Source organism: Streptomyces sp. NPDC055025 (genome assembly GCF_053608565.1).
The window spans coordinates 131,787-156,097 of the sequence record NZ_JBSGVS010000010.1 but is presented as its reverse complement, the minus strand read 5'-3'; the positions used below and the strand labels follow the sequence as shown (position 1 = coordinate 156,097).

At 73.4% G+C, this 24,311-nt stretch carries 16 protein-coding genes; 3 read left to right on the top strand and 13 right to left on the bottom strand.

Annotated features, from left to right (window positions below; all coding sequences use genetic code 11):
- Positions 1 to 271 precede the first annotated feature (271 nt).
- The 5 genes from ACWGDX_RS09250 to ACWGDX_RS09230 form a co-directional block, all read right to left on the bottom strand.
- Entirely contained in the window at positions 272 to 1,213 is a 942-nt protein-coding gene (locus ACWGDX_RS09250; protein WP_453623765.1) for an ornithine carbamoyltransferase, read from the bottom strand.
- A 130-nt stretch (positions 1,214 to 1,343) separates the two neighbouring features.
- Positions 1,344 to 2,651 carry a diaminobutyrate--2-oxoglutarate transaminase gene (gene ectB / locus ACWGDX_RS09245; RefSeq protein WP_453623763.1) on the bottom strand — a complete coding sequence of 436 codons (1,308 nt, stop codon included), beginning with the start codon at positions 2,649 to 2,651 and terminating at the stop codon, positions 1,344 to 1,346.
- Between the two features lie 70 nt (positions 2,652 to 2,721).
- Positions 2,722 to 5,970, bottom strand: a complete 3,249-nt coding sequence (locus tag ACWGDX_RS09240) for a non-ribosomal peptide synthetase (protein ID WP_453623762.1) — start codon at positions 5,968 to 5,970, stop codon at positions 2,722 to 2,724.
- Between the two features lie 317 nt (positions 5,971 to 6,287).
- Positions 6,288 to 7,010, bottom strand: a complete 723-nt coding sequence (locus ACWGDX_RS09235) for a helix-turn-helix transcriptional regulator (RefSeq protein ID WP_453623760.1) — start codon at positions 7,008 to 7,010, stop codon at positions 6,288 to 6,290.
- Positions 7,007 to 7,630: a response regulator transcription factor gene (locus tag ACWGDX_RS09230; RefSeq protein ID WP_363084094.1), complete on the bottom strand. Its 624-nt coding sequence runs from the start codon at positions 7,628 to 7,630 to the stop codon at positions 7,007 to 7,009. Before ACWGDX_RS09230 ends, ACWGDX_RS09235 begins: the two co-directional genes overlap by 4 nt.
- 347 nt (positions 7,631 to 7,977) lie before the next feature.
- Here ACWGDX_RS09230 and ACWGDX_RS09225 point away from each other — a divergent pair, with 347 nt between their 5' ends.
- The 3 genes from ACWGDX_RS09225 to ACWGDX_RS09215 all read left to right on the top strand — a co-directional run bounded on the left by ACWGDX_RS09225 (position 7,978) and on the right by ACWGDX_RS09215 (position 14,631).
- Complete coding sequence (locus ACWGDX_RS09225) at positions 7,978 to 11,358, top strand: type 2 lanthipeptide synthetase LanM family protein (RefSeq protein ID WP_453623758.1); 3,381 nt, start codon at positions 7,978 to 7,980, stop codon at positions 11,356 to 11,358.
- Positions 11,359 to 11,423: 65 nt separating this feature from the next.
- Positions 11,424 to 11,630 (top strand): hypothetical protein, encoded by a 207-nt coding sequence (locus ACWGDX_RS09220; RefSeq protein ID WP_453623756.1) that lies wholly within the window; start codon positions 11,424 to 11,426, stop codon positions 11,628 to 11,630.
- 94 nt (positions 11,631 to 11,724) lie between these two features.
- A complete protein-coding gene (locus ACWGDX_RS09215; protein WP_453623754.1) occupies positions 11,725 to 14,631 on the top strand; it encodes an AAA family ATPase in 2,907 nt (968 codons plus the stop codon).
- 39 nt (positions 14,632 to 14,670) lie between these two features.
- On the opposite strand, the gene ACWGDX_RS09210 is transcribed toward ACWGDX_RS09215, so the two are convergent.
- The 8 genes from ACWGDX_RS09210 to ACWGDX_RS09175 form a co-directional block, all read right to left on the bottom strand.
- Entirely contained in the window at positions 14,671 to 15,630 is a 960-nt protein-coding gene (locus ACWGDX_RS09210; protein ID WP_453623752.1) for a helix-turn-helix transcriptional regulator, read from the bottom strand.
- 270 nt (positions 15,631 to 15,900) lie between these two features.
- Positions 15,901 to 17,013, bottom strand: coding sequence for an LLM class flavin-dependent oxidoreductase (locus ACWGDX_RS09205; RefSeq protein WP_453623750.1), 1,113 nt, complete (start codon positions 17,011 to 17,013; stop codon positions 15,901 to 15,903).
- Positions 17,014 to 17,067: 54 nt separating this feature from the next.
- Positions 17,068 to 18,111 (bottom strand): LLM class F420-dependent oxidoreductase, encoded by a 1,044-nt coding sequence (locus ACWGDX_RS09200; RefSeq protein WP_453623748.1) that lies wholly within the window; start codon positions 18,109 to 18,111, stop codon positions 17,068 to 17,070.
- Between the two features lie 55 nt (positions 18,112 to 18,166).
- Positions 18,167 to 19,804, bottom strand: a complete 1,638-nt coding sequence (locus ACWGDX_RS09195; protein ID WP_453623747.1) for an ABC transporter substrate-binding protein — start codon at positions 19,802 to 19,804, stop codon at positions 18,167 to 18,169.
- A 109-nt stretch (positions 19,805 to 19,913) separates the two neighbouring features.
- Positions 19,914 to 20,855 carry an ATP-binding cassette domain-containing protein gene (locus ACWGDX_RS09190; protein ID WP_453623745.1) on the bottom strand — a complete coding sequence of 314 codons (942 nt, stop codon included), beginning with the start codon at positions 20,853 to 20,855 and terminating at the stop codon, positions 19,914 to 19,916.
- The gene (locus tag ACWGDX_RS09185) at positions 20,852 to 21,685 is read right to left on the bottom strand and encodes an ABC transporter ATP-binding protein (protein ID WP_453623743.1); all 834 of its coding nucleotides are present in this window, start codon (positions 21,683 to 21,685) and stop codon (positions 20,852 to 20,854) included. The genes ACWGDX_RS09190 and ACWGDX_RS09185 overlap by 4 nt, the downstream gene beginning before the upstream one ends.
- On the bottom strand, positions 21,682 to 22,638 hold the full coding sequence (locus tag ACWGDX_RS09180) for an ABC transporter permease (RefSeq protein ID WP_453623741.1): 957 nt from the start codon (positions 22,636 to 22,638) through the stop codon (positions 21,682 to 21,684). The genes ACWGDX_RS09185 and ACWGDX_RS09180 overlap by 4 nt, the downstream gene beginning before the upstream one ends.
- Positions 22,635 to 23,585, bottom strand: a complete 951-nt coding sequence (locus ACWGDX_RS09175) for an ABC transporter permease (protein WP_453623739.1) — start codon at positions 23,583 to 23,585, stop codon at positions 22,635 to 22,637. The genes ACWGDX_RS09180 and ACWGDX_RS09175 overlap by 4 nt, the downstream gene beginning before the upstream one ends.
- Positions 23,586 to 24,311 lie beyond the last annotated feature (726 nt).

The following is a 24,311-nucleotide window of genomic DNA, read 5'->3' as shown; positions in this document are numbered from 1 at the left end:
GACAACACCTCCCCCACACCAAACTTGTCCGCCGCCACACCCAACCCAACCGGCGCCAGACGCAACACCCCCGACACCGGAAAACCCGGACCACGGAGCGAGAAATGCGTCCACAGCCGCCACCCGCCCGCGGGCAGAAGTACGGTTTCAGACATGGCTGGACTACCTCCCAGGTAAGAACGTCGGAGAGCACACCGGCGACTCGGTGACCGGTGGTGTGTCGGATCGCGCCGGGCGATCCGGGACGGCGGACGCGGGACGTGGTGGCGGATCAGCCGGCCGGAATGCCGGCCGTGCACCACTCCAGGACCGCGCGGGCGCTGTGGTACTTGTTCTCGGCCTGCCGGAACGCGATGCTCGCGGGTCCGTCGAGGACCTCCGCGGTGACCTCCTCGCCCCGGTGGGCGGGCAGGTCGTGCATGAACAGCGCGTCGGGGTTGGCGGCCATCACGGCCGGGCCGACCTGGAAGGGAGCGAACAGGCGCCGCCAGTCGGGGTCGGGCTTGGCGGTGCCGGTGGTCTGCCAGCGGGTGGTGTAGACGACATCGGCGGGCGGCAGCCCGTCCATGTCGTGCCGCTGCTCGACCCGGGCGCCGGTGGTCTTGGCGTTGACGGCGGCGCGTTCGAGATAGCGTCCGGCCACCCCGTATCCGGGCGGTGTGCGCAGATACAGCTCGGTGTCCCGGTAGCGGGAGAGCGCCAGGGTGAGCGCGGACGCCGTGTTGTTGCCCTCCCCGATGTAGAGCACCCGCAGGCCCTCGACGCGGCCGAACGTGCCCAGGAGGGTGGTGAGATCGGTGAGCGCCTGGGTGGGGTGCTCGTCGGCGCTCATCGCGTTCACGACGGCCATCCGGCGCTGGTCGGCGTAGGCGCGGAGCTCGGCCTCGCTCCCGGCGGTACGGGCGACCAGTACGTCGATCATCCTGGACAGCACGGCGGCGGTGTCCTCGACGCTCTCCCCGGTGTTCTCCTGGAGGTCGCCGGGGCCATAGGTGATCAGCCGCCCGCCCAGCCGCAGGGTGCCCGCCGAGAAGGCGGTACGGGTACGGGTGGAGGTCTTGCGGAACAGGACGCCGACGACGGCGTCGTGCAGCGGGCGCGCGTCCTCCAGCTCCCCGTCCGCGTACTGGACACCGCGCCGGACGATACGGTCCAGCTCCTCGGTGCTGAGATCGTCGATGGAGATGATGTGACGGCGGGTCGGGTGACTCATCGGGTCCTCCCTGGTCTGCGGTGGTTGGCGCGTTCGCGATGTGTGACGGGTCTCGGTACCTGACGGGTGCCGGTACGTGACGGGGGCGCGGCGGGTGGCGTACAGCGGTGGGTAAGACCGCCGTTCCGCCTCACCGCACGCGCAGCCCTTCGTGCAGCACCGCCAGACCGAGGTCGAGCCGGTCGGCGTCGATGGTCAGCGGGGGCATGACCTTGATGACCTCGTCATGGCGTCCGCACAGCTCGACGATGAGGCCGTGCTCGAAGGCGTACCGCTGCGCGGAGCGGGCCCGCTCGGGACCCCCGGCGCCGCCGGTGTCGATCCCGAGGACCATGCCCCGGCCGCGTACGGCCAAGGCCGGGTCGAGCGCGGTGAGTTCGGCGCGGAACCGGCCCAGGCGCCGCGCCGCGCGGGCCACACCCGCCTGGAACGGGCCGTGCTGCCACAGCTCGCAGCCGGCGGTCGCGGCGACGAAGGCGAGCTGGTTGCCGCGGAACGTACCGGTGTGCTCACCGGGCTCCCACACATCGAGTTCGCGCCGGAAGAGGGTCAGCGAGAGCGGAAGCCCGTAGCCGCCGATGGACTTGGAGACGGTCACGATGTCGGGGACGATCCCGGCGTCCTCGAAGCCGAAGAACGTGCCGGTACGCCCGCAGCCCGCCTGGATCTCGTCCAGGATCAGCAGAATGCCGTGGCGCTCGGTGAGCGCGCGCAGCCGCCGCAGCCACTCCCTGCTCGCCGGGTAGACGCCGCCCTCCATCTGTGTCGGCTCGACGATCACCGCGGCGGGCAGGTCCGTACCGGACGACGGGTCCGCGAGCAGCCGCTCGATGAAGCCGATGGAGTCGAACGGGCCGAGGGGCCCGTCCTCGTACGGTACGAAGGTCACGTCCTGGCCGCTGACCCCGCCGGCCCGGCGGGCGCGGCGGCTGCCGGTCACCGCGAGGGAGCCCCGGGACATACCGTGGTACGCGCCGGAGAAGGCGATGAGTCCGGTGCGTCCGGTCGCCTTGCGGGCCAGTTTGAGCGCGGCCTCCACGGCGTCGGTGCCGGTGGGCCCCGCGAACTGCACCTTGTAGTCGAGACCGCGCGGGCGCAGGACGAGCTCGGCGAAGCGGGCCAGGAACTCGCGCTTGGCGACGGTGTGCATGTCCAGGCCGTGCATGATGCCGTCGGAGGCGAGGTAGTCGGTCAGCCGACGCTTGATGAAGTCGTTGTTGTGTCCGTAGTTCAGACTGCCCGCGCCGCAGAAGAAGTCGATGAAGGTGCGGCCGTCCTCGGTGTGCAGTTCCGCTCCCTTGGCCCGCGAGAAGACCACGGGGAAGGTGCGGCAGTACAGCCGGACCTCCGACTCCAGGTCCTCGAAGACGGAGATGTCGGGGGACACGGGACGGTCGGTGTGGTCGAGGGGCTGGTGGAGGGGGACGGTGGTCGTCATGTGGGTCCTCTCGGCTTCGGATGGTGCGGCCGGCCCCCAGGGTGTGTCCGGCGGCGGGTCGTGGGGTCGGTCAGCGGCCCGCCCTGCGCCGGGCGGTGAGCACCGGCGCGGTACGGCCGGCCGGCACCCGGGGGTAGCCGTCCAGGGCCGCGGCGAGGGCGGCGACGGTCGTGTGGTCGAACAGGGCCCGCACGGGGACGTCGATACCCAGCTCACCCCGCAGCCGTACGGAGACCCGGGTGGCGAGCAGGGAGTGCCCGCCGAGCCGGAAGAAGTCGTCGTGGGCGCCGACCTCCGGCGTCCCGAGGACCGTCCGCCAGACATCGGCGATGGTCTTCTCCTCGGGGGTGCGCGGCGGCAGATGCCCGAGTTCCGTGTCAGGCAGCGTGGGTGACGGTGCGTCAGGCAGGGGGAGCGCCTTGCGGTCGATCTTTCCGGTGACGGTGGTGGGCAGTTCGTCGAGGACCATGAAGGACGTCGGGACCATGTAGTCGGGCAGGGTCGTCAGCAGCCGCTCGCGCAGCTCGTCGTGGCCGGGGGCCGGATGGCCGTCGCGGGTGACCAGATAGGCGGTGAGCCGCGGCTCGCCGGAGGCGTCCGGGGTCGGGTGGACGACGGCCGCGCGGATCGCGGTGAGGGACAGCAGGGCGGCCTCGATCTCACCGGGTTCCATCCGGTGGCCGTGGATCTTCACCTGGTGGTCGGCGCGGCCGAGGATCTCCAGTGATCCGTCGGGCCGCAGCCGCCCCAGGTCCCCGGTGGCGTAGAGCCGGCCGCCGGGCCCGGTGGCGTGCGGGTCGGGCAGGAACACCTCCGCCGTCTGCTCCGGCCGGTCGTGATAGCCCCATCCGACGGACGCGCCACCGATATGGATCTGACCCGTCCCGCCGGCCGGTACCGGCTCCAGTCGCTCGTCGAGGAGCCGTACGGTGCAGTTGTCCAGGGGGGCCCAGTCCCGTACCCGTTCGCCGGGGCCCAGCCGCGCCATGGTCGCCCATACGGTGGTCTCCGTCGGCCCGTACAGATCCCGGACGCGGGCGCCGCGCGCGGTGAGTGACCGGACGAGGCCGGGAAGGATCTTCTCGCCGCCGGAGAGCACGGTCAGCGCGGGCGGCGGCGCCCAGCCGGTGTCGGTCAGCATCCGCAGGACGACGGGGGTGGCCTGGAGCACGGCGGGGCATACGGAGTCCATCAGACGGATCAGCCGCTGCGGGTCCCTGGCCTGCTCCGGGTCCGCCATCACCAGCTGCGCGCCGGTGATCAGCGGCAGGCACAGCTCCAGCAGGGACGGGTCGAAGGAGAGGGTGGTCACGGCCATGACCGGCATCCCGGGCCTCAGACCGAGCCGGTGCGGCAGCGACAGCAGGAAGTTGGTCAGCGCGCGGTGCGCGATCATGACGCCCTTGGGCGTACCGGTGGAGCCCGAGGTATGGAAGATGTACGCCTGCTCGTGCGGCCGGGCCGGCCGGGCGGGGCGCGTGGCAGGCTTGGTGTCGATCTCCTGACGGTCCCGGTCCCCGTCCAGCAGTACGGTCCGTACGCCCGTGCCGGCCAGCCGGCCGGCGAGCGCCCGCTCGGTGATCACCAGCGGGGCGCCGGTGTCGGCGATGAGCCGGGCCAGCCGCGTGTCCGGGTGCAGGGGGTCGAGCGGCTGGTACACCGCGCCCGCCTTGAAGACGGCGAGCAGCGCCACGGCGAGTCCGGCGCCCCGCGCGAGATGGACACCGACGGGAGTGCCGGGACCGGCGCCCCGCTCCCTGAGCAGATGCGCGAGCCGGTTGGCCCGTGCGTCGAGCGCGGCATAGGTCAGCTGGGCGTCCGCCGCGCGCACGGCGGGCGCGTCGGGCGTGGCCGCGGCCTGGCGCTCGAACAGTCCCGCCATGGTCAGTTCCGGTACGGGCCGTACGTCCCCCGCGCCCTGGGCGAGCAGCCGGCGCCGCTCCTTGGCGGGCAGCGGGGAGATGCTCCGGGTGGTCTCGGCCAGCGGCGCGTCGGGGGCGGCGAGGAGACCGCGCAGCAACTCCTCGTAGCCGTCGGCGAGATGCCGCATCGTGTCGGCGTCGAAGAGCGCGGTGGCGTACTGCATCCGTCCGGAGAGATGTCCCTCGGGGCTTCCGATGAGATCCAGCACCAGGTCGAAGGGGGTACCGCCGGCGGGGGTGGAGACCAGCTCCGTCTCCAGGCCGGGCAGTTCGGGCCGCTCCGCCTCGCCCCCGAGGAGCAGGAAGGAGACCTGGAAGAGGGGGTTGCGGGACAGATCGCGTTCCGGGGTGAGTTCGGCGACGATGTGCTCGAACGGGGCGTCGGCGTGCGAGAAGTCCGCGAGCGTGGTGTCCCGCACCCGGCGCACCAGCTCGCCGAAGGTCGGGCGTCCCGACAGATCGGTGCGGAGCACCACCGTGTTGACGAAGAGCCCGATCAGCCCCTGGAGTCCGGGTGCGCCCCGGCCGGCGACCGGGGTGCCGACGGCGAGATCGGTCTGGCCCGTGTACCGGCCGAGCAGCGCCTGGAAGGCCGCGAGCAGCACCATGAACCGGGTGGCGCGCCGGGACCGGGCGAACGCGTCGACCGCGCTGACCAGTTCGGCGGGGAGCCGGAACCGGGTGATCCCGGCGTCGCCCCGCCAGACCTCGGGACGGGGGCGGTCGGTGGGCAGTTCCAGCGGCGTGAGGCCGTCGAGCCGGGCGCGCCAGTAGTCGGTACGGCCGGACAGGCTCTGTCCGGAGAGCAGTTCGCGCTGGCGGGCCGCGAAGTCGGCGTACTGGAAGGGAGGTTCCGGCAGCGCGGCGGGCTCGCCGGAGGTGCGCTCCCGGTAGTACGCGGCGAGTTCCCCGGTGAGAACGCCCCAGGAGGTGAAGTCGAAGGCGATGTGGTGCACCACCACCAGGAGGAGATGGTCGCCGGGTGCCATGCGGGCCAGGGTGAGCCGCAGCGCGGGCGCCGTCGACAGGTCGAGCGGGCGGCGCAGTTCACCCTCGACGAGCGAGCGGAGCCGCTCCTCCCGGTCCTCGTCGGGGACCTCGGTGAGATCGACGCGGCCGAGCGGGACCGCCGTCCCGGCGACGACCTCGGGCACGGGCTCCCCGTCGGCGGGGAGATAGCGGGTGCGCAGTATCTCGTGGCGGCGGACGACATCGGCGAAGGCGCCGGTGAGGGCGGGGATGTCCAGCTCGCCGCGGAGCCGCAGGGCCAGCGGGAGGAGATGGTCCGCGGAGCCGGGCCGGAGCTGGTCGAGGAACCACAGCCGCTGCTGCGAGAACGATGTGGTCCGGGACGTGGTCCGGGTGCCGTCGGCTGAGCGGCTGTCAGCGTGGTCCACCGGCTGCCTCCATGGGTCGGGGTGTCTGCCACGTCCGTCATGGCCGTGGTGGCACAGCGAGAGCTTGCTTGCCGCGCCGGGCACGGCAACAGGGAAGGAGTGGCAGCGGTCCGCCGCCGGGCTTGCTGCGCTTATGTCTCTGTGCGCCGGGGGCGCGGAGCGGGCACGCTCGGCCGCGCGGGACGCACCGCCTGACGCACCGCCGGAGGCGCCCCCAGAGGCACCGCCCGGACACACCGCCGGACGCACCATCGGACGCACCGCCCGGACGGCCGGTCCGCGGGTCCCGGCCGGCCGGCCCGCCGGAGCGGACCGGCTCAGATCAGACCGGTGCGGACGCCGTACGCCACCGCGTGGGCCCTGGTGCGTACCTGGAGCCGGGCCATCAGGTCGTAGATGACGTTCTTCACCGTGTGCTGCGAGCAGGCGAGGCTCCGGGCGATGGCCGCGTTGCCGTGTCCTTCCGCCACCAGCGCGAGCACCCTCGTCTGACGCACCGTCAGAGGCGGTACGACGACGGGATCCCCCGGTTCGGGCGGGTACTGCTCGGCGCCACCGCCGCTGAGCAGCCGTACCAGCACGCCGGACGGCAGCCGGCCCTCGCCGTGGTACGCGGAGCGCACCCCGGCCGCCAGCCGGGCCGGGGTCGCCTCCGACGACTGGAGCATGGCCACGGCCCCGGCCCGTACGCCACGCAGCACACCGGCGGCCGTGAAGGTGTCGGCGACGACCAGCAGACGGCGGTGTGCCGCGTGGCGGTCCGGGGCCGGGCCCGCGTCGAGCGCCTCGTCGACCGTGCGCGCGGCGGCCACCAGGACCGTCTCCGGGGAGGGCGCCGTGGCGCGCTCGATCCCGGCCCGGCGCAGTGCCGCGGCGACCGGTTCGCCCAGGGCGGGACCCGGCGCGCAGAGATAGACGCGGAGCCGGTCCCGGTGGAGCGGCGGCGGCAGGGGCACCGGGACGCCGGGGGCCGGTATGTCCCGCAGGAGCAGGCGCAGTTCGGCGGCGAGCGGCGCGGGGGCCACCGTGGGGGCGCTCACAGCAGACCCGCCCGCAGCGCGTAGGCCACCGCGTGGGCGCGGTTGCGGAGCCGGAACCGCTGGGTGATGTCCCGCATCACCGTCGTCACGGTCCGGGTCGAGTAGCTCAGCTCCTTGGCGATCTCCCCCGTCTCGCGGCCGTCCGCGACCAACCGCAGCACCGCGCGTTCCCGGTCGTCGAGACCCCAGCCCGCGATATGCGGACGGGCGGGTCTCCCGCCGGACGCGTCGGCGCTCTGCTCCAGCAGCCGGTCGAGAAGATCGGGCGGCACCGTGCTGTCGCCGCCGGCGGCGGTGAGGACGGTACGCACCAGACGGTCGGCGCTCGCCTCGCGGCGGCGCAGCAGTCCACGGGCGCCCGCGGCGATGGCGTGCAGGGCCTCGGCCGGGGTGAGATCGGTGGCCACCAGCACCACTTCGGGCCGGTGCGGCTCGCTCCGGACGGCCCGGACCATGTCCATCGTCTGGTGGGCCACCTGGTCCACCATCAGAACGGTCACCTGGGCCGCTTCCCGCGACAGCACCAGGGCGACATCCGGGCTGCTGTGCAGGGCGCTCCTGGCGCCCGCCTCCAGCACCGGGTCCAGTGCGACCACACTGACAGGCATCGGTTCACCCATGGGGTACTCCTCGTCTCCGTACGGTGGGTGGCTCGAAACGTAGCTTCGGCGCGGGAGGCGGCCCGTCACATCGGTGGCGGTCCCCCGCATTCACGGGAATGCCGGGACACGGCCCCGGAAAGGCGCCGCGACCGGCACCTCACCCGGTGTGGCCGGGGGACGGTCCGTACGCGCCGGGACACGGCCCCGGGGTACGGGAGCCGCCCGCGCGCGGACCGGTGGGCGGCCCGTTCCCGGGCCTGGCGCGGCGGGTGGGGGAAGCGGGGCGAAGAGTGGGTAGCCGAGGCGCGGAATATAGGGGATCCGCCCCCATGCCGCCCGGGTGCGGTTCTGTCAGGGTTGCCGATGTGACCTCCTCCGCCCCCCTCTCCGCCGCCGCCCCGGGACTCCCCCGCCGCTGGTGGGCGTACGGCCTGACGCTGCGCGAGCGGCTGGCCCTGCCGCACGCTCCCGTCCCCGCCGGACCCGGCGGGACGGACGGGCACCATGCCCTGACGGACGGGCACCGCGCGCTGTCGGAACTGGAGCAGGCGTGCTGGAGCACACGGCTGGGCGTCCTGGGGATCGGCCCGGACCTGGCCGCCGCCCTCGCGGGGGAATCGGCGGAGCGGCTGGGCGCACGGGCGGACGAGCCGGACTGGGCACTGTTCATCGAGAAGGCCCTCGCCTCGGCGCCGGACACACCGCACACGGACACACCGCGCGCCGAGGGCTCCGACGTGTTCGTCCCGCTCTTCCGTCCGCTGGTCGACGCGGCGGTCCACGCGATGACCGGGAAGCGCGGCCCCCTGGACCGCGCCGTGGCCGACACCGCCGCGCTGACGGAGGGGTTCGCGGACCGGCTCGGACAGCAGCTCGCCCGCCGGGCCGCCCGTACGCTCGCCGCCGAACTCGCCGCCGCGCGCAAGGCGGGACTGCTGACGGGCACCCGCCCCGAGGACCGCTTCGCCGACTTCCTGCGGCGGACGGGCGGCGCCCGGGGACTGGCCCGGCTCTTCGCCGGCTATCCGGTGCTCGCCCGGCTGCTCGCCCAGACCTGCCAGTTCGCCGCCGACGCCGTCGCGGAGCTGCTGACCCGGTTCGCCGCCGACCGTACGACGATCGTCGCGGAGCTGCTCGACGGATCCGACCCCGGACCGCTGCTGGCCCTGGACCTGGGGCTCGGGGACACCCATGAGCGTGGCCGGTCGGTGGCCCTCCTGCGCTTCGCGGACGGCTCCACCGTGGTCTACAAGCCGCGCCCGCTCAACCAGTACGCCTTCCTCGACCGGATGGTGGAGTGGCTCAACGGCAAGGTGCCGGGGCTCGGCCTGCGGACCGCCGCGACGCTCGCGCGGGACGGCTACGGCTGGCTCCAGTACATCGGCCATCTCTCCTGCTCGTCCGTCGCGGACATCCACCGGTTCTACCGGCGCCAGGGCGCGCTCCTGGCCCTGGTGTACGCGGTCGAGGGTTCCGATCTGCACTACGACAACCTGGTGGCGCACGGGGACCAGCCGGTGCTGGTGGATGTCGAGACGCTGCTGCACGCCACCCTGGCCGAGCCGACGACCGCCGGACCCGATCCGGCCTCGGCCGCGCTCGCCGCCTCGGTGCACCGGACCTGTCTGCTGCCCCAGCTCATGGTCGGCGAGCTGGGCGCCGTCGACATCTCGGCCGTGGGCGGTGCGCCGGACGACAGCGGCCCGCACGCGGAGATCGCCTGGGAGGGCGCGGGAACGGACACGATGCGCCTGGTGCGCCGTCCCGTCCCGTTCACCGGTGGGCGCAACCGGCCGCTGCTGGCGGGCAAGGACGTCGCGGCGGGCGAGTACGGAGCCGCTCTGCTCGGCGGCTTCCGCGCGGGCTACGACGCGATCGTCGCCCACCGGGACGAACTGCGCGCCCCGGACGGGCCGTTGACACGCGAGGGCGCCGCCGGGCCCGGCCGGCTGATCGTACGGCCGACCCAGCTCTACGCGACACTGCTGAAGGAGTCGCTCCACCCGGACGTCCTGCGCGACGCGCTGGACAGGGACGCGCTGCTGTCCCTGCTGTGGGCGGAGTCGTCGGACGACCCGGCCGGACAGCGGGTGATCGAGGACGAGATAGCCGATCTGTGGTGCGGGGACATTCCCGTCTTCTTCCACCGGCCGACGGGTCCCGAGGTGTGGACGTCCCGGGGCACCAGGATCTCCGGTGTGCTGGACACCTCGGGCATCGCCGCCGCCCTGGGGAAGATCGGGGCGATGGGCGAGGTCGACCGCCACGACCAGGAGTGGATCATCTCCGCCTCGCTGGCCACCGCGGGGCCGTCGTCGGGCAGCCGGCACAGACCGGCCGGGGCGCCGGCGAGGACCACACCCGCCGCCGTGCCGGAGCCGTCGGTACTCCTCGCCGCCGCGTCCGGGATCGCCGACGAGATCGTGGCCCGTGCCGTGCACGGACCGGGCCCCACGGATCCCCGGTCCGGACACGGAGGGCCGGACCGGGGACAGGACCAGGCACGGGAACAGGGACGGGACCAGGGGCGGGCCAACTGGATCGGTCTGGAACTGGTCGACGACGCCCACTGGGCCGTACTGCCGATGGGCGCGAGCCTGGCGCAGGGGTACTGCGGAGTGTCGCTGTTCCTCGCCCAGCTCGGCCGGCTGACCGGCTCGTCCCGCTACACCGACCTGGCGCGGAAGGCGCTCGCCCCGGTGTCCGCGCTGGTCGCCGCGCTCGCCTCGGACCCCGGACTCAGCAGGACGGTGGGACCGGGCGCGTTCCACGGTCTCGGCGGAATCTGTTACGCCGTCGCCCGGCTGACCACCCTGCTCGGCGAGAGCGACAGCGACAGCAAGGGCGGGAGCGAAGACAGGGGCGAAGGCAAGGGCGAGGGCGAGGGCGGGGGAACGGACGAGCGGAAGACGGGCAACGGGGAAACGGGCGCCACTCTGCGTACCGCCGTGGCCGCGCTCGCCCTGTCGGTCGACGACACCCCCGGCGCCGAGGTGTCCCTCGATGTCTCGACCGGTCTCGCGGGTGCGCTGGCCGCCCTGCTCGCCGTACACGAGGAACGCGGGACGCCCGAGGCCGCCGCCCACGCGGACCGGATCGCGGAGCTGCTGCTCTCGCACACGGACCATGGGCGCCGTGGTACCGGCACACCCGGATTCGCCTTCGGCGACGCGGGGATCGGCTGGTCCCTGCTGCGCTACGCCGCCGACGGTGACGGTGACGGTGACCGCCGGGCGTACGCCGAGGCGGGGCGGCGGCTGCTGGACTCCGCGCTCGCCGCCGCCGAACGGAACGCCGCCGAGAACGTCCCGGAGGATCTGAGCTGGTGCTCGGGGCTCTCGGGCACGGTCCTCGCGGCGGCCTCCTTCGAGGAGAGGTCCTCGGCCCGTCTCGACGCGGCGGTGCGCGTGCTCGGCGCGCAGGTGCCGCTCACCGACCACAGCCTCTGTCACGGCGATCTCGGCACGGTCGAACCGCTCGCCGTGCTCGCCGCGCGGGGCCATCCGGAGGCCGGAACGGCCCTGGCGCGCCGCGCGGGACTCACCGTGGGCGCCTTCCAGTACGGCGGCCATCTGTGCGGCACTCCCGGCCGGGTCCACTCCCCCGGTCTGCTCACCGGGCTGTCCGGCATCGGATACGCCCTGCTCCGCCTGGGGTTCGCCGACCGCGTGCCGTCGGTCCTGCTGCTCGGCCCCACACCGTCCCCGCTCCCCGTCACGCCGGGCAACGACACCCCGGCCGTGTGACCCACCACCAGAACGGCTCAGTGACCACCCGCACCGTCCTCATGCCACAGAAGGGATCCATCATCATGACCACGTCACCGCAGGACACCCGGCACCCCGCCGAGGCCGGCTCCGTAGCGCCCGAGCACTCCCCGGAGCCGGCCGACACGATCAGCCTGGCCCGCAGGAACCTGGCCTGCGCCCGGGTCCGGGTCCTGGCCGGACTGACCCTCGGCAGCGGCATCGTGATCACCCTGAGCGGTTTCCACACCAGCGTCTCCAGCCCCGGCTGACAGGCCCCGTGGCGGGATCCGCCCGCCAGTACGCCCCCTTCGCCCGCCAGGACGCCCTCTTACGGAAGCGGCCCGACCGCTACGATCCTTACCCATGCATGCGCGTGCAGCCGAAGTCGTAGGTCGTGACAGTGAACTCACGCTCATCGAGGAGTCGTTGCTCAGCAGCCGGCAAGGGCGCGGCCGTGCCCTGTTCCTCGTCGGTGAAGGAGGAATAGGGAAGTCCCGGCTGGTCGCCGAGGCGACGGGCGCGGCCCTCGGGGCCACCATGCGGGTTCTGCGCGGGCGGAGCGGCACCATCGGACCGATGGTGCCGCTCCGCCCGCTCACCGAGGCGCTGATGCCGCTGTCCCGGGCCGGTGAGCCGCTGGACAAGGCGGCGCTCGGTCCCTACCGGGCGGTGCTCGGCCGGCTCATTCCGGACTGGCGGGGCGACACCCAGCCGGACCAGAGCTCGATGGTCGTGCTCGGCGAGGCGGTGCTGCGGCTGCTCGTGGCCGTCGGCGGGGGCAGCGGCAGCGTGCTGATCCTGGAGGATCTCCATGACGCCGACACCGAGACCCTCGCCGTCGTGGAGTATCTGATCGACAATCTGGAGCAGTTGCCGGTCGTGCTGCTGGCGACCGTCAGGGCCGAACCGAGCGACGCGCTGGGGCTGGCGAACTCCGCGGAGCGGCGCGGGACGGGGACCCTGCTCCGGCTGCCGCCGCTGTCCAGACCCGATGTCACCCGGCTGATCGCCTCGTGCCTGGACGCCGATCCCGAGCGGATACCGGCCGATGTGCTGGAGCTGGTCTGGCGCGACAGCGCCGGCAATCCCTTCCTCGCCGAGGAGCTGCTCCAGGGGATCATCGGCGACGGCTCGCTGGTACGGGACGGCGAGGACTGGCGGCTGACCGGCGATCTGCGCCGTACCGTACCGAGCGCCCTGGTCCAGGGCGTCATCCACCGTACGGACCGGCTGGGCACCGAGGGGCGGATGCTGATGTCCGCCGCGGCCGTGCTGGGACGGCGGTTCCCGCTGTCGGTGCTCCAGCGGATGACCGGTACCGACGACCGGAGCCTGCTCAGCCATCTCCACGCCGGGGTGGCCGCGCAGTTGGTCGTACCCGACGAGCCCGCGCCCGACTGGTACGCGTTCCGCCATCCGCTGACCGCGGAGGCCCTGCTGACCCAGCTCACACCCACCGGCCGGGCCGGTCTCTGCGAGCGCGCGGCGGACGCGGTCGAGACACTGCACCCCGGTCTTGAGGGCGACTGGTGCCCGCTGGCCGCGTCGCTGCGCTCGGACGCCGGGGACGCGCCGCGCGCCGGACGGCTCTTCGCCGAGGCGGGGCGCCGCGCGCTGGCGGACGGCGCGGTCGGCTCCGCGGTGGCGCTGCTCGACCGGGCCGAGCGGCTGCTCGCCACGGGCCCCGACACCCTGGCCCGCGCGGAGGCGCTGGAGGCACTGCTGCCCGCCCTCGCCGAGACCGGCGATGTGGAGAGGGCGCTGAGCCTCGCGGACAGTCTGCGGGAACTGGTCGGCGGCGGACTCGGCGCCGCCCGGCTCGCGGCCCTGCACACCCGGCTGGCCCAGGTCGCGCATGTGGCGGGCCGGTGGGCCGACGGCAACGACCAGATCGCCAGGGCCCGTTCACTCCTCGGCCCGGAGCCGGACGAGGTGTACGCCGCGCAGATCGATGTGGTGGCGGCGCATCTCACCCTCGACACACCGGGACCGAACCGTATCCAGCGCGCGGGAAAACTGGTCAGCCGGGCGATCGACGCGGCGGAGCGGCACGATCTGCCCCTGGTCGCCTGCCAGGCCTGGGAGCTGCTCGGCGTACTGGCCAGGGAGCGGGATCTGAGCGAGGCCTCGGCCTGTCTGCAACAGGTGCTGGAGACGGCCGACCGGCACGGTCTGCCACTCCAGCGGATGTACGCGCTCACCCGTCTCGGCGGTATCCACTGGCTGGCCGCGGGGGACACCAGGACGCTGGCCGAGGCCAGGGAGGAGGCCCAGCGGCTCGGCGCCGTCCCGGTCGTCTACGCGATCGACGGGATCCTCGTCCTGAACGGTGTGCTGCTCGGCGAGTTCGCCGGGGCACGGGAGCTGAGCGAGGAGTGCCTGACCATGGCGACCCGGCTGAGGCTGACGCCGGTGGCCCGCTATGTGCTGATGGCCAGAGCCGCGCTCGCCGCGCACCAGGGCGACCGCGCCGCGATGGACCGGACCGTGGCCGAGTTCCGGCGTATGGGCGGCACCGGCTCCCAGGAGGAACCCCTGCTCCTCGGTCTCGCCGGGGTGTTCTGCGCGCTGCTGGAGGAGGACCGGCCGCGGGCCGTCCGGGAGTTGACCGAGGTACGCACCCTGACGGCGGAGAATCCGACCACCTTCCATCTGGACGGCCGCCATGGGGTCGGGCTGCTGCTGGACGTACTGGCCGGGACGGCCGGCCGGGAGCGGTTCCGTGAGGTGGCGCGCGCCTCGGCCGCGCAGATGCGCTGGAACCGTCACTTCGTCCTGCTCGCCGACGCCGTGCTCCTCGGCCGGGAGGGCGAACCCTCGGCCGCGACGGAGGCCGCCCAGGAGGCGCGGGAGACCGCCGCCGCCCATCCCAACGCGCTCCACCTCGGGCTCCGCCTGGTCGCGGAGGCGGCCCACACCGATGGCTGGGGCGAGCCGGAGGCCTGGCTGCGCGAGGCGGAGCACCACTTCCAGCAGGCCTCGATACCGGCGGTCGCGGGCGCCTGCCGCGCGCTGCTGCGCCAGATCGGCGCTCCGGTCCGTCAGCACCGGGCCGGCAGCAGCCGGATCCCGGCCCCTCTGCGTACCCGGGGGGTCACGGTCAGGGAGTACGAGGTCTTCCAGCTCCTGGCGGAGCGGCTGAGCAACAAGGCCATCGCCACCCGTCTCTACATCTCGCCGCGCACGGTCGAGAAGCACATCGCCAGCCTGATCACCAAGACCGACCAGCCGAACCGCTCGGCGCTCTGCGAGCTGTCGGCCTCGCAGTAGGTCCTCCCGGCTCGCAGTAGGTCCTCCCGGACAGGGCGCTCAGCCGGCGGAGGGGCGGGGCCGCTCCCGCCCGCCCCTCTCCGGTACGTCCCGCTCCCGCCCGTCCCTCTCCGGTACGTCCCGCCGCTGTACGTCCCCCTCGGGCGCCGTCCAGCTCGCGAGCAGCCGGAGGGCCTGCTCGGAGGGTGAGCCGGGTTCCGCGGTGTGGAGGCCGAGTGTCTGCTCGGGGTCGGCGGCGGGGGTGAGGGCCTCGTACTCCAGATCGAGATCGCCGACCACGGGGTGGTGGTAGCGCTTGGTGCCATGGGTACGGCGCAGGACGTCATGGTCGGCCCACCAGCGGCGGAAGTCCTGGTCCCGGAGGGAGAGTTCACCGATCAGCTCGGCGAGGAGGGGATCGTCGGGATGGCGTCCGGCGTACAGGTGCAGGCTCGCGACGGAGCCCCTGGCCGAGGACTCCCAGTCGAGGTAGAGCTCGCGGGCGCTCTCGTCGAGGAACAGGTAGCGGACCATGTTCCGCTCCCGGTGCGGCAGCGCGTCGAAGTCGGTGAACAGGGCCCGCGCCAGCCGGTTGGTGGCCAGGACGTCCATACGGCGGCCGAGGACCATCGCCGGGGCGTCGCCGACGGTCTCCAGCACCCGGTACAGCCCCGGCCGTACCCGCTGCGGCGGCAGCGGACGGCGGCGTGCGCGGGTGGGCCTGGCCACGGCGTAGAGATGGCCGCGCTCCGTGTCGTCCAGCCGCAGCGCGCGGGCGACGGCGTCGAGCACGCTCTCGGAGACGTTCGTCGTACGCCCGCGCTCCAGACGTACGTAGTAGTCGACGCTCACCCCGGCGAGCTGGGCGACCTCCTCCCGGCGCAGCCCCGGCACCCGGCGGGTACCGGGCTGCGGGGAGAGCCCGGCCTCCTCGGGGGTGATCCTGGCCCGCCGGGAGCGCAGGAACTCCCGCAGTTCCGTATTGCCCCCGGCACCGGCACCGCTGGAGAAGTCGCTCATGCCTCCAGGCTAGGACGCTGCGGGCCCGTGGCCGGGGCCGAGAGGGGTACTGCCGGGCCCCCGGTCGGCCGGGGGCCCGGCAGCCCCGCGTGCGGGGTCGTACGGTCGGTGATCGGTCGGTGACCGGTCGGTGACCGGTCGGTGACCGGTCGGTCATCGGTCAGAGATACGCCCGCTCGGCGAGGGCCGTGCGGAGGCGTGCATGTGTGTGCGCGCGTGCGGGGGCACCGGCCGTGCCCCGGGTGGTGTGTCCCGTGTGCCGCGCCGGGGTCACCAGCCGCGACGGTAGTAGGGGGCCGAGCGGGCCGGGGCCGGGGTGTACTCACTGCGCAGGCGTGCCACCAGGTCCCGTCGCAGATCGCGGTCCTCGTCCGTCTCGACGGCCATGTCCAGCTGGACGATGTCCACCCCGGCGGCCCGCAGCCAGCCGATACGCTCCGCCACGCTCTGTGGTGAACCGATGAACGCGGCGGCGAGTGAGCGGCGGACATACGCGGTCACCTGCTCCGCTCCCCGGCGGGGATCCGAGCGGCCGCGTTCCAGATCCCTGTCCAACTGGACCGCCCGCTGCCAGCGGGCGCTGTCCGGGCCCGTCGTCAGCCGGATGGCGTCCCGGCCGATGGACCGCGCCCGCTCCGCCGCCTCCTCGTCCGTCGCGGCCAGCACCAGTGTGATGTGACGCCAGATCCGCAGGGACCGGCCGTGCGCCGCCGCCGCCGACTTCGCCCCGGCGATCCGTCTGCGGGTCACCGACAGCGGGCCGGGGGCGACCGCGTACACCTCGGCGAACCGCGCGGCGAGTTCCACGCCCTCGGGTGACGAGCCGCCGAAGGAGAGCAGTTCGGCGCGCGGTCGCGGCCAGAGACCGGATCCCGCGTCCCGCACCGAGTAGAACTCGCCCTCGAAATCGAAGCGCTGACGCTCCGTCAAAGTCCTGGAGAACAGCTCCAGATACTCCCCCGCCCGCCGGTAGCGCTCCGTCTTGGCCAGGCCGTCGCCGTCCCGGGCGACATCCGCGTCGCTGGATCCGACGATCACATGGGCCGAGGCCCGCCCGCCGGAGAGCCGGTCCAGCGTGGCGAGGGCGCGGGCCGCGGCGGTGGGGGCCGTCGTACCGGCCCGGTGCGCCACGGCTATCCGTAACCTGCTGGTGGCCGCCAGCGCCCAGCCGGCCACCAGCCAGGGATCCGGCCAGGAACTCGACTGGGTCACCAGGGCGCTGTTGAGTCCGTCCTCCTCGTTCTCCCGGGCGGCACGCGCCACATGGCCCGGGTCGGCGTCGCGCTCCGGCGGGTCCGGTGCGAAGCGCAGCGCCTGTCTCTCACGAGGAGTACCACCAAGGACCGGGGCGGCTCTTACACCGCCCCGCAGATCGAGTTCCATACGAATTCCTCCCCCATCTCGCCGGAAGCGTCCAGGGCGCGAGGCGCCCGGTGCTCAGCGGCCGACCGGGCCGAGCCGGGCCAGCGTGTCCAGCAGCCTGGCCCTGCTCACGAACACCTCGGGCGGCAGCGACACATAGAGCTGAATCGTGGTCACACCCGGCCGACTGTAGCGCAGGATGCGCTCACGGCACTCCTCAGGAGAGCCGCTGATGAACAGCCCGTCGACCACCTCGTCCGGGAGCGCCTTCTGCGCCGTCTCGGGGTCTCCCGCCGCCCAGGCCTGGTGCGATGCCCGAAGCAGCTCACCGTGGCCGAGCCATTCGTGGAACTTCCGGTACGGCTCCCGGTTGAGGATCCAGGCGAGGAACGGCCGGGTGGCGCGGTGCGCGTAATCGGTGTCCTCGGTTGGACACACGAACACCTTCACCACCAGTTCCTTGCCGGGCGGCTGCGGTCCGACCGCGTCCAGCACCTTCGGGACGTCCTCGGGGAAGAGCAGATTGGAGATGGCCCCGTCACCCTCGGTGAACCCCAGCCGCAGCATGCCGGGCCTGAGCGCGCCGAGGATCACCTTGACCGGTTCCGCCGGCGGATGCGGCAGCCGGTAGCCGGTGATGGAGAAGGTGTCGAAGTCCCCGGCGATGTGTTCCCCGCGCAGCGCCCGGGTGACGAACCGCAGAACGTCCCGGGTGCGTTTGAAGGGTTCGTCGAACGGGATGCCGTTGATGTCGGTGACATGGGCGGGCACCGAGGCGCCGAGCCCCAGCAGCAGCCGCCCGGGGGCGAGTTGGGCCAGGGTCGCGGCGGTCTGGGCGAGGACGGCCGGCCCGCGGGTGTGCACCGGTACGATCCCGGTCGCGATCCGCAGGGACGGTGACCACGCGGCGGTCGCCGCCAGCGGGGTGAACGCGTCGGTGCCGCCGCCCTCCGCGCTCCACACGTCCGTGTAGCCGAGGTCGGGCAGCCGCTCCACCAGGAAGCGGTGCCGGTCGATGGTCAGTCCCGGCAGGGGCAGGGTGATGCCCCATTTGGCCGGCGGGGCCACAACGGGATGGTGGTGGGGTGACTGCTGGTGGAGTGGCTGCTCGGCGGTCATGGAACCGGCCGTCCTTTCATGCCGTACGGGGGTCGCTTGCCGTGCCGTACGGGGGTTACTTGCCGACCCGTACCGTGGTGAGGTCCAGGAACCAGGACTGCGGCTGCACCAGTCCGCGGACGGTGGGCGCGAGTGCCCGCGGATTGCGGTCATTGACGACGAAGAGCCAGGGCGCGTCCTCGGTCACCTCGGCGAGGGCCCGCCGGTAGTCGGCCTGCCGCCTGTCCTGATCGGGTGAGCCTGCCGCCGAGGCGAGCAGCGCGTCCACCTCGGGATCGCTGTAGTGGCCGGTCCAGAACGGGCTCCCGCTGCCGATGAACAGCGGGAGCAGCGCCTCGGACTGGAAGAGCGTGGTGGACTGGGCGATGGCGTCGGAGCCGAGCGCCACCTCGCCCTTCGCCTCCGCGCCGATCAGCGTCGACCAGTCGGTGGTACGCAGCTCCACCTCGATGCCCACGGCGGCCAGATCCCGTTGCAGCGCCTCGGCGATCGGCACCGGCAGCAGATTGCCCGATCCCCCGGTGGGAACGGTCACGGAGGTGCGGAACCCGTCCGCGTATCCGGCCTCCGCGAGCAGCCCCTCGGCCTTCGCCGGGTCGTAGGAGTAGGTGTCGCCGGACTTGTCGTACGCGAGCGTCGCCCGGGGGGCGGCCTGGTAGGCAGGGTCGGCGGTGCCGTGCAGCAGTTTCTCCGCGATCGCCTCGCGGTTGATGGCGTAGTTGGCCGCCTGCCGGACCCTGACGTCCTTCCAGGGACCCTTCGCCGTGTCGAGGATCCAGTACCAGAGGTGGTCGTAGCTGTTGGTGACCACCTTCACCCCGTCGGCCTCCAGGCTCTCGATGTCGTCCGGGTTGGGGTACTCGATCCAGTTGACGGAGCCCGAGCGCAGCGCGGCGGTACGGGCGGCGGCGTCCGGCAGCGCCTTGACGATCAGCTTGTCGAGCTTGGGGGCGCCCCGCCAGTACGTCTTGTTGGCGACGAGTTCGATCTGCTCGCCCGGCTTCTGGGACTTGAAGGCGAAGGGACCGGTTCCGACGGGGTGGCGGGAGAAGTCGGCCGAACCGGTGGCCCGGACCGCGGTGGGGCTCGCGATCAGCACATGGGCGAGGTCCTCGGGGAAGTGCCCGTTGGGCTCCTTGGTGACCAACTCGATCCGGTCGGCGCCGAGTTCGCGGTAGGCGGTGATCCCGCCCGCGTACTCGCCGGCCGCGGCGCCCAGGGCGTCGGTGTAGTACTCGCTCTTCTTGTCGAGATAGCGGTCGAGGTTGAAGACGACCGCGTCGGCGTCGAACGGTGTGCCGTCCTGGAAGGTCACGCCCTTGCGCAGGGTGAAGGTCCAGGTCTTCCTGTCGGCCGCGACCTTCCAGGAGGTGGCGAGCGCGCCGGTGACGGGCGGCGGCCCGTCCGTGGTGGACAGGTCGTAGCGGGTGAGGCCCTCGTAGAGCTGGAAGCTGACCAGCCGCTTGCCCTCGAACCCGGCGCCGCCGATCACGGTGTCGGTGTTCGGCAGCTTTCCGGTCGCGCCGATGACCAGGGTGCCGCCCCGTCCGGAGGCTCCCGTACCGCTTCCGGACCCGGAGCCGGGCGCGCAGCCGGAGACGGTGATCAGCAGGGCACCGGCGGAGAGCAGGGCTCCGGTGGACAGGGCCGTTCTCGTCCGGGCGCGGTGGTGGTGAGGATGGCGGTGCGTCATATCGGTCCTCTGTGTGCGGGATTCCGTGGATCGGGGTCGTGGGTCGGCGGGGTCGATGGATCGGCGGGGTCGTGGGTCGGCGGATCGGCGCGTGATCGGCGTGGGCCGGTCAGAGCGGCGCGGAGGGTTCGACGGCGGCGTCGAAGGGGGTGCCGGAAGTGGTGTCGGAGGGGGCGGAGCCGGAGATGGTGGAGCCGAGGGCGGCTGGGCCGGGGGCGGCGGCCGTGCCCGCGGCAGCCGTATCGGACGGGACCGCCGCCACGGTGGCGGCGGCGAGCAGCGCCCGGGTGTACGGATGGCGGGGCGCCGCCCAGAGGTCCGCCGCCGGGCCCTCCTCCACCACCCGGCCCCGCCTCAGCACCACCACCCGGTGGGCCAGCCGGCGGACCACGGCCAGATCGTGGGAGATGAAGAGATACGCGAGCCCCCGGCTCTCCTGGAGCTCGACGAGCAGATCCAGCACCTGGGCCTGGACGCGGAGATCGAGCGCCGAGGTCGGTTCGTCGCAGACCACCAGGTCGGGGCCGGTCGCCAGCGCGCGGGCCACCGCCACCCGCTGGAGCTGCCCCCCGGACAGCTCTCGCGGATAGCGCAGCGCCAGCGCCGGATCGAGCCCGACCCGGCGGAACAGCTCGGCGGTCCGGTCGGAGCGTTCGCGCCGGGGTGTGCCCTGGGTCCGCAGGGCGAAGGCCACCGCCTCACCCGCCCGCAGGGCCGGGTTCAGGGAGCCGCGCGGATGCTGCGGTACGAACTGGAGCCGGGCGCGTACGGGCCGGGCGGACCGGCCGCGCAGCCGGTACGGATCGTGCCCGGCGAACCGTACGGTGCCCGAGGTCGGCGCGAGCAGACCGAGGCTCAGCCGGGCGAGGGTGGACTTCCCCGAGCCGGACTCGCCGACCAGTCCGACCGTCTCGCCCGGAGCGACGGTCAGCGAGACCCGGTCCAGGGCGGGCCGGGCGTCGGCGCGCTCGCCGCCCGCGGCACGCTCGGCCGCTCCGGTGCCCGGGTAGTGCTTGGTCACTCCGGTGAGGGAGAGCAGGGCCTCGGTCATCGGCGGTCTCCCTCCCCCGGCACGGCGGCGGCTCCCGCCCCGGCGGCCACCAGTTCGGCCGCGTAGGGGTGCCGTGGGCGGGAGAGCACCTGGTCCGCCTCCCCCGACTCGACGATCCGGCCGCCGCGCATGACGGCGACCCGGCCGCCGATCCGCCGTGCCGCAGTGAGGTCATGGGTGACCATCAGCAGAGCGATCCCGTGTACGGCGCGCAGGGACGCGAACAGATCGAGGATCTGCGACCGGACCACCGCGTCCAGGGCGGTGGTGGGCTCGTCGGCCACCAGGAGTCCCGGGGCACAGGACACGGCCAGGGCGATCGCCGCCCGCTGGCGCAGTCCCCCGGACAGTTCGTGGGGGTAGCTCCGGGCGATCCGGTCCGGTTCGCCGATCCCGGCCCGTTCGAGCAGACCGGGCACGGCCGCGCGGGCGGCTCCGCGCCCGGTGGCGATGCCGTGGCGCAGCAGTACCTCGGTGAGCTGGGAGCCGATCCGGCGCAGGGGGTCCAGCGAGCCCGTCGGGTCCTGCGGTACGTATCCGATGCGCCGGCCGCGTATCCGGGACAGGGCGCGCTCGTCCAGCGGGCGCAGATCGGTGCCGTCGAGCTCTACGCGCCCGGTGACCTCGGCCCCGTGGCCGGGCAGTCCGAGGACCGTTCTGGCGACGGTGGTCTTGCCGCTGCCCGATTCACCGACGAGGACCAGCGCGCCGCCCGGTTCGACGGTGAGGGAGACACGGTCGACGGCGAGGACAGGACCGGCCGGTCCCGGGTAGCGGACGGTCAGTTCCGTGACGGAGAGCGCCGGCGCGCTCGCCGGGAAGAGGCTCATCGGACGGCCTCCGGGCGCAGCGCCCGGCTGTCGCCGGTCCGGGCGCGCAGGGCGTCGCCGAGGGTGTTGAAGACCACCGAGACGGCCAGGATGGTGACGGCGGGCAGGACCGCGACGCCGGGGTGGGTCAGCAGGGCGGGCCGTGATTCGTCGAGCATCGCGCCCCATTCGGGGTCGGGGGGTGCCACCCCCAGTCCGAGGAAGGAGAGGCCGGCCGCGTAGACGATGGCCAGGCCGACGAGCGACGAGCAGTAGACCAGTACGACGGGGGCGACGACCGGGGCGACCTGACGGAGCACCACGGCGGTCCGGCCCGCGCCGCTCACCAGGGCCGCCTCCAGATACTCGGCGGTGCGGATGCGCCGTACCTCGGTGAAGGAGACCCGGGCCACCGCCGGGGTGAGCACGAAGGACAGGGAGATCACGGTGGTGCTCAGTCCGGGTTCCAGCAGGGAGGCGACGGCGATGGCGAGCAGTACCCCGGGGAACGCGTAGAGCACGTCGAGCGTACGGAGGAGGACCTGCTCGGTGACCCGTCCGGCGAGACCGGCGACCGCGCCCAGGAGTGTGCCCGCCACGGCCGCGACGGCCACCGGCAGCAGCCCGCCGATCAGGGACGGGCGTACGGCCACGATCAGCCGGCTCAGCATGTCGCGGCCCTGGGTGTCGGTGCCCAGCGGATGGCCGGGTGTCCAGAGACCGAGCAGCCGGTCGTCCAGGGATCCGGCGGCCGGGTCCTGAGGGGCGAGCCAGGGCCCGGCGACGGCCAGCAGCAGAAGAACGGCGGCGAGCCCCGCGGGCACCAGCAGCCCCGGCCCGTACCGTCCTGGCGGTGTCCTCTTCCCTGCCTTCCGCGCCCCTCGTGCCTCCCGGGCCTTCTCCGGCCGCTGTTCCTTCGGTGCCTTCCGTGTTGTTCCCCGCGCTGTCCGCGCCGTCGCGGTTACCGGTGTCATCGCGCGCTCCTGACCCGGGGGTCGATGAGCGCGTGCGCCGCGTCGACCAGGATGTTGATACCGACGAACGCGACCGCGACCAGCAATACCCCGCCCTGGACGAGCGGGAGGTCCCGCGCGGTGAGCGCGTCGTACAGCAGCCGCCCGACTCCGGGCCAGGCGAAGAGGGTCTCCACGAAGACCACCCCCTCCAGCAGATAGGCGAGCTGGAGCCCGCCGATGGTGAGCAGGGCGGGAGAGGCGTTGTGGACGCAGTGCCGCAGAACAGCGGTCCTGCTGAGACCGCGGGCCCGCAGGCTGTCCGCGAGATCCGAGGTGAGCACGGAGCCGAGCGCGGTACGGAACACCCGGGCGGTGAGGCCCAGGGGGACGAGCGCGGCGGCGGTCGCGGGCAGCACGAGATGGCGTACGAGATCGAACGGGCCGCCGCCGCCGAAGACATCGTGGGTGCCGCCCGCGGGCAGCCAGCGCAGCCATACGGCGAAGACGGCGATCAGCAGCAGCGCCACCGAGTACTGGGGGGCGGACACCGCGAGCGTGTTGAGCGCGGAGGACAGCCGTCCCAGCGCTCCGCGGGGGCGCAGGGCCCCGAGCGCGCCGAGCACGGTCCCTCCGGTGACGACCAGCGTGAACGCGACGGCGGTGAGCAGCAGGGTCTGGCCGAGCGCGGGCAGCAGCACTTCCGCCACCGGGCGCTGGGCGGAGATGGAGACACCGAGGTCGAGATGGAGGGCGTGCCAGAGCCAGTTGGCGTACTGGACCGGCACCGGCTCACCGAGGCCGAGCCGTTCCGTCAGCTCCCGCCGGGACTCCGGCGGGGCGCCGGGCCCCAGCAGGGCGCCGACCGGGTCGCCCGGGATCAGGGCGACCGTCAGGAAGACCACGACCGTGACACCGAGCAGGGTGGGCACGGCCAGCAGCAGCCGGCGCAGCAGGAAGCGCCTCACCCGTCGGCCCGCCGGGCGAGGACACCGGGGCTGCCGGCGGCGGGCGGGCGTGGGTGGCCAGACATGAGCGGTCCTTCCAGGAGATCGGGGTGGCGGCGCGGCACGGGTTCGGTGGCACGGTCCCGGGGTGGCCGGTACGGCACCGCCGTCAGGGCCGGTGCGGAACCGCCGCCGGTGCCCGTCCGGAAGGTCCGTTCGCGTGGAACGGCTACGGAACGGCCACGGAACGGCCCGGTGCGGCCGTGGTGCGGCCACGGTCGTCGGAGCCCCTCGGCCGCGGGGGTTCGGTCGGAGGGATGGACCGGCACGGGGCCGTCAGGCCCGTTGAGGCCGGACCGGGCCGCCGTGTCGAAGAATGAGGGATGTCAACACCGTCAGCCAGGCAGCGGTTCATGCTGATACCGGAGGTCATAGGATCCGGCGGACCCGGTACACGCCTGAGTGTGACCGGTGCTGCCCTGGCCGATATTGACCCACAGCAAGCCCCTTACTAGGCTGTAAATATGGCTATTCCGCGCACCGACTTCACCTTGGTCGGTATCGGCGGCTCATGGCACCGCAGGTGCTTCGACGAGCTGTGTAGCGCCCTCGTACGGCGCTGACCTTCGGCTCTTCCCCGAACAGCGGCGCCCTCTCCTCCTCCTGCCGGGCCCCTTCCGTCCCTCAGCCCAGGTCACCGCCGACCTGATGGCAGGCCGCCGACCTGATGGCAGGCCAGGGATACGC

What these genes read in the sequence shown, in the direction of transcription:
- ACWGDX_RS09210 (WP_453623752.1), bottom strand. Translation starts at nt 15,630, where the DNA reads ATGAGCGACTTCTCCAGCGGTGCCGGTGCCGGGGGCAATACGGAACTG.
- ACWGDX_RS09215 (WP_453623754.1), top strand. Translation starts at nt 11,725, where the DNA reads ATGCATGCGCGTGCAGCCGAAGTCGTAGGTCGTGACAGTGAACTCACG.
- ACWGDX_RS09185 (WP_453623743.1), bottom strand. Translation starts at nt 21,685, where the DNA reads ATGAGCCTCTTCCCGGCGAGCGCGCCGGCGCTCTCCGTCACGGAACTG.
- ectB (WP_453623763.1), bottom strand. Translation starts at nt 2,651, where the DNA reads ATGACGACCACCGTCCCCCTCCACCAGCCCCTCGACCACACCGACCGT.
- ACWGDX_RS09180 (WP_453623741.1), bottom strand. Translation starts at nt 22,638, where the DNA reads ATGACACCGGTAACCGCGACGGCGCGGACAGCGCGGGGAACAACACGG.
- ACWGDX_RS09195 (WP_453623747.1), bottom strand. Translation starts at nt 19,804, where the DNA reads ATGACGCACCGCCATCCTCACCACCACCGCGCCCGGACGAGAACGGCC.
- ACWGDX_RS09230 (WP_363084094.1), bottom strand. Translation starts at nt 7,630, where the DNA reads ATGGGTGAACCGATGCCTGTCAGTGTGGTCGCACTGGACCCGGTGCTG.
- ACWGDX_RS09205 (WP_453623750.1), bottom strand. Translation starts at nt 17,013, where the DNA reads ATGGAACTCGATCTGCGGGGCGGTGTAAGAGCCGCCCCGGTCCTTGGT.
- ACWGDX_RS09250 (WP_453623765.1), bottom strand. Translation starts at nt 1,213, where the DNA reads ATGAGTCACCCGACCCGCCGTCACATCATCTCCATCGACGATCTCAGC.
- ACWGDX_RS09220 (WP_453623756.1), top strand. Translation starts at nt 11,424, where the DNA reads ATGACCACGTCACCGCAGGACACCCGGCACCCCGCCGAGGCCGGCTCC.
- ACWGDX_RS09190 (WP_453623745.1), bottom strand. Translation starts at nt 20,855, where the DNA reads ATGACCGAGGCCCTGCTCTCCCTCACCGGAGTGACCAAGCACTACCCG.
- ACWGDX_RS09200 (WP_453623748.1), bottom strand. Translation starts at nt 18,111, where the DNA reads ATGACCGCCGAGCAGCCACTCCACCAGCAGTCACCCCACCACCATCCC.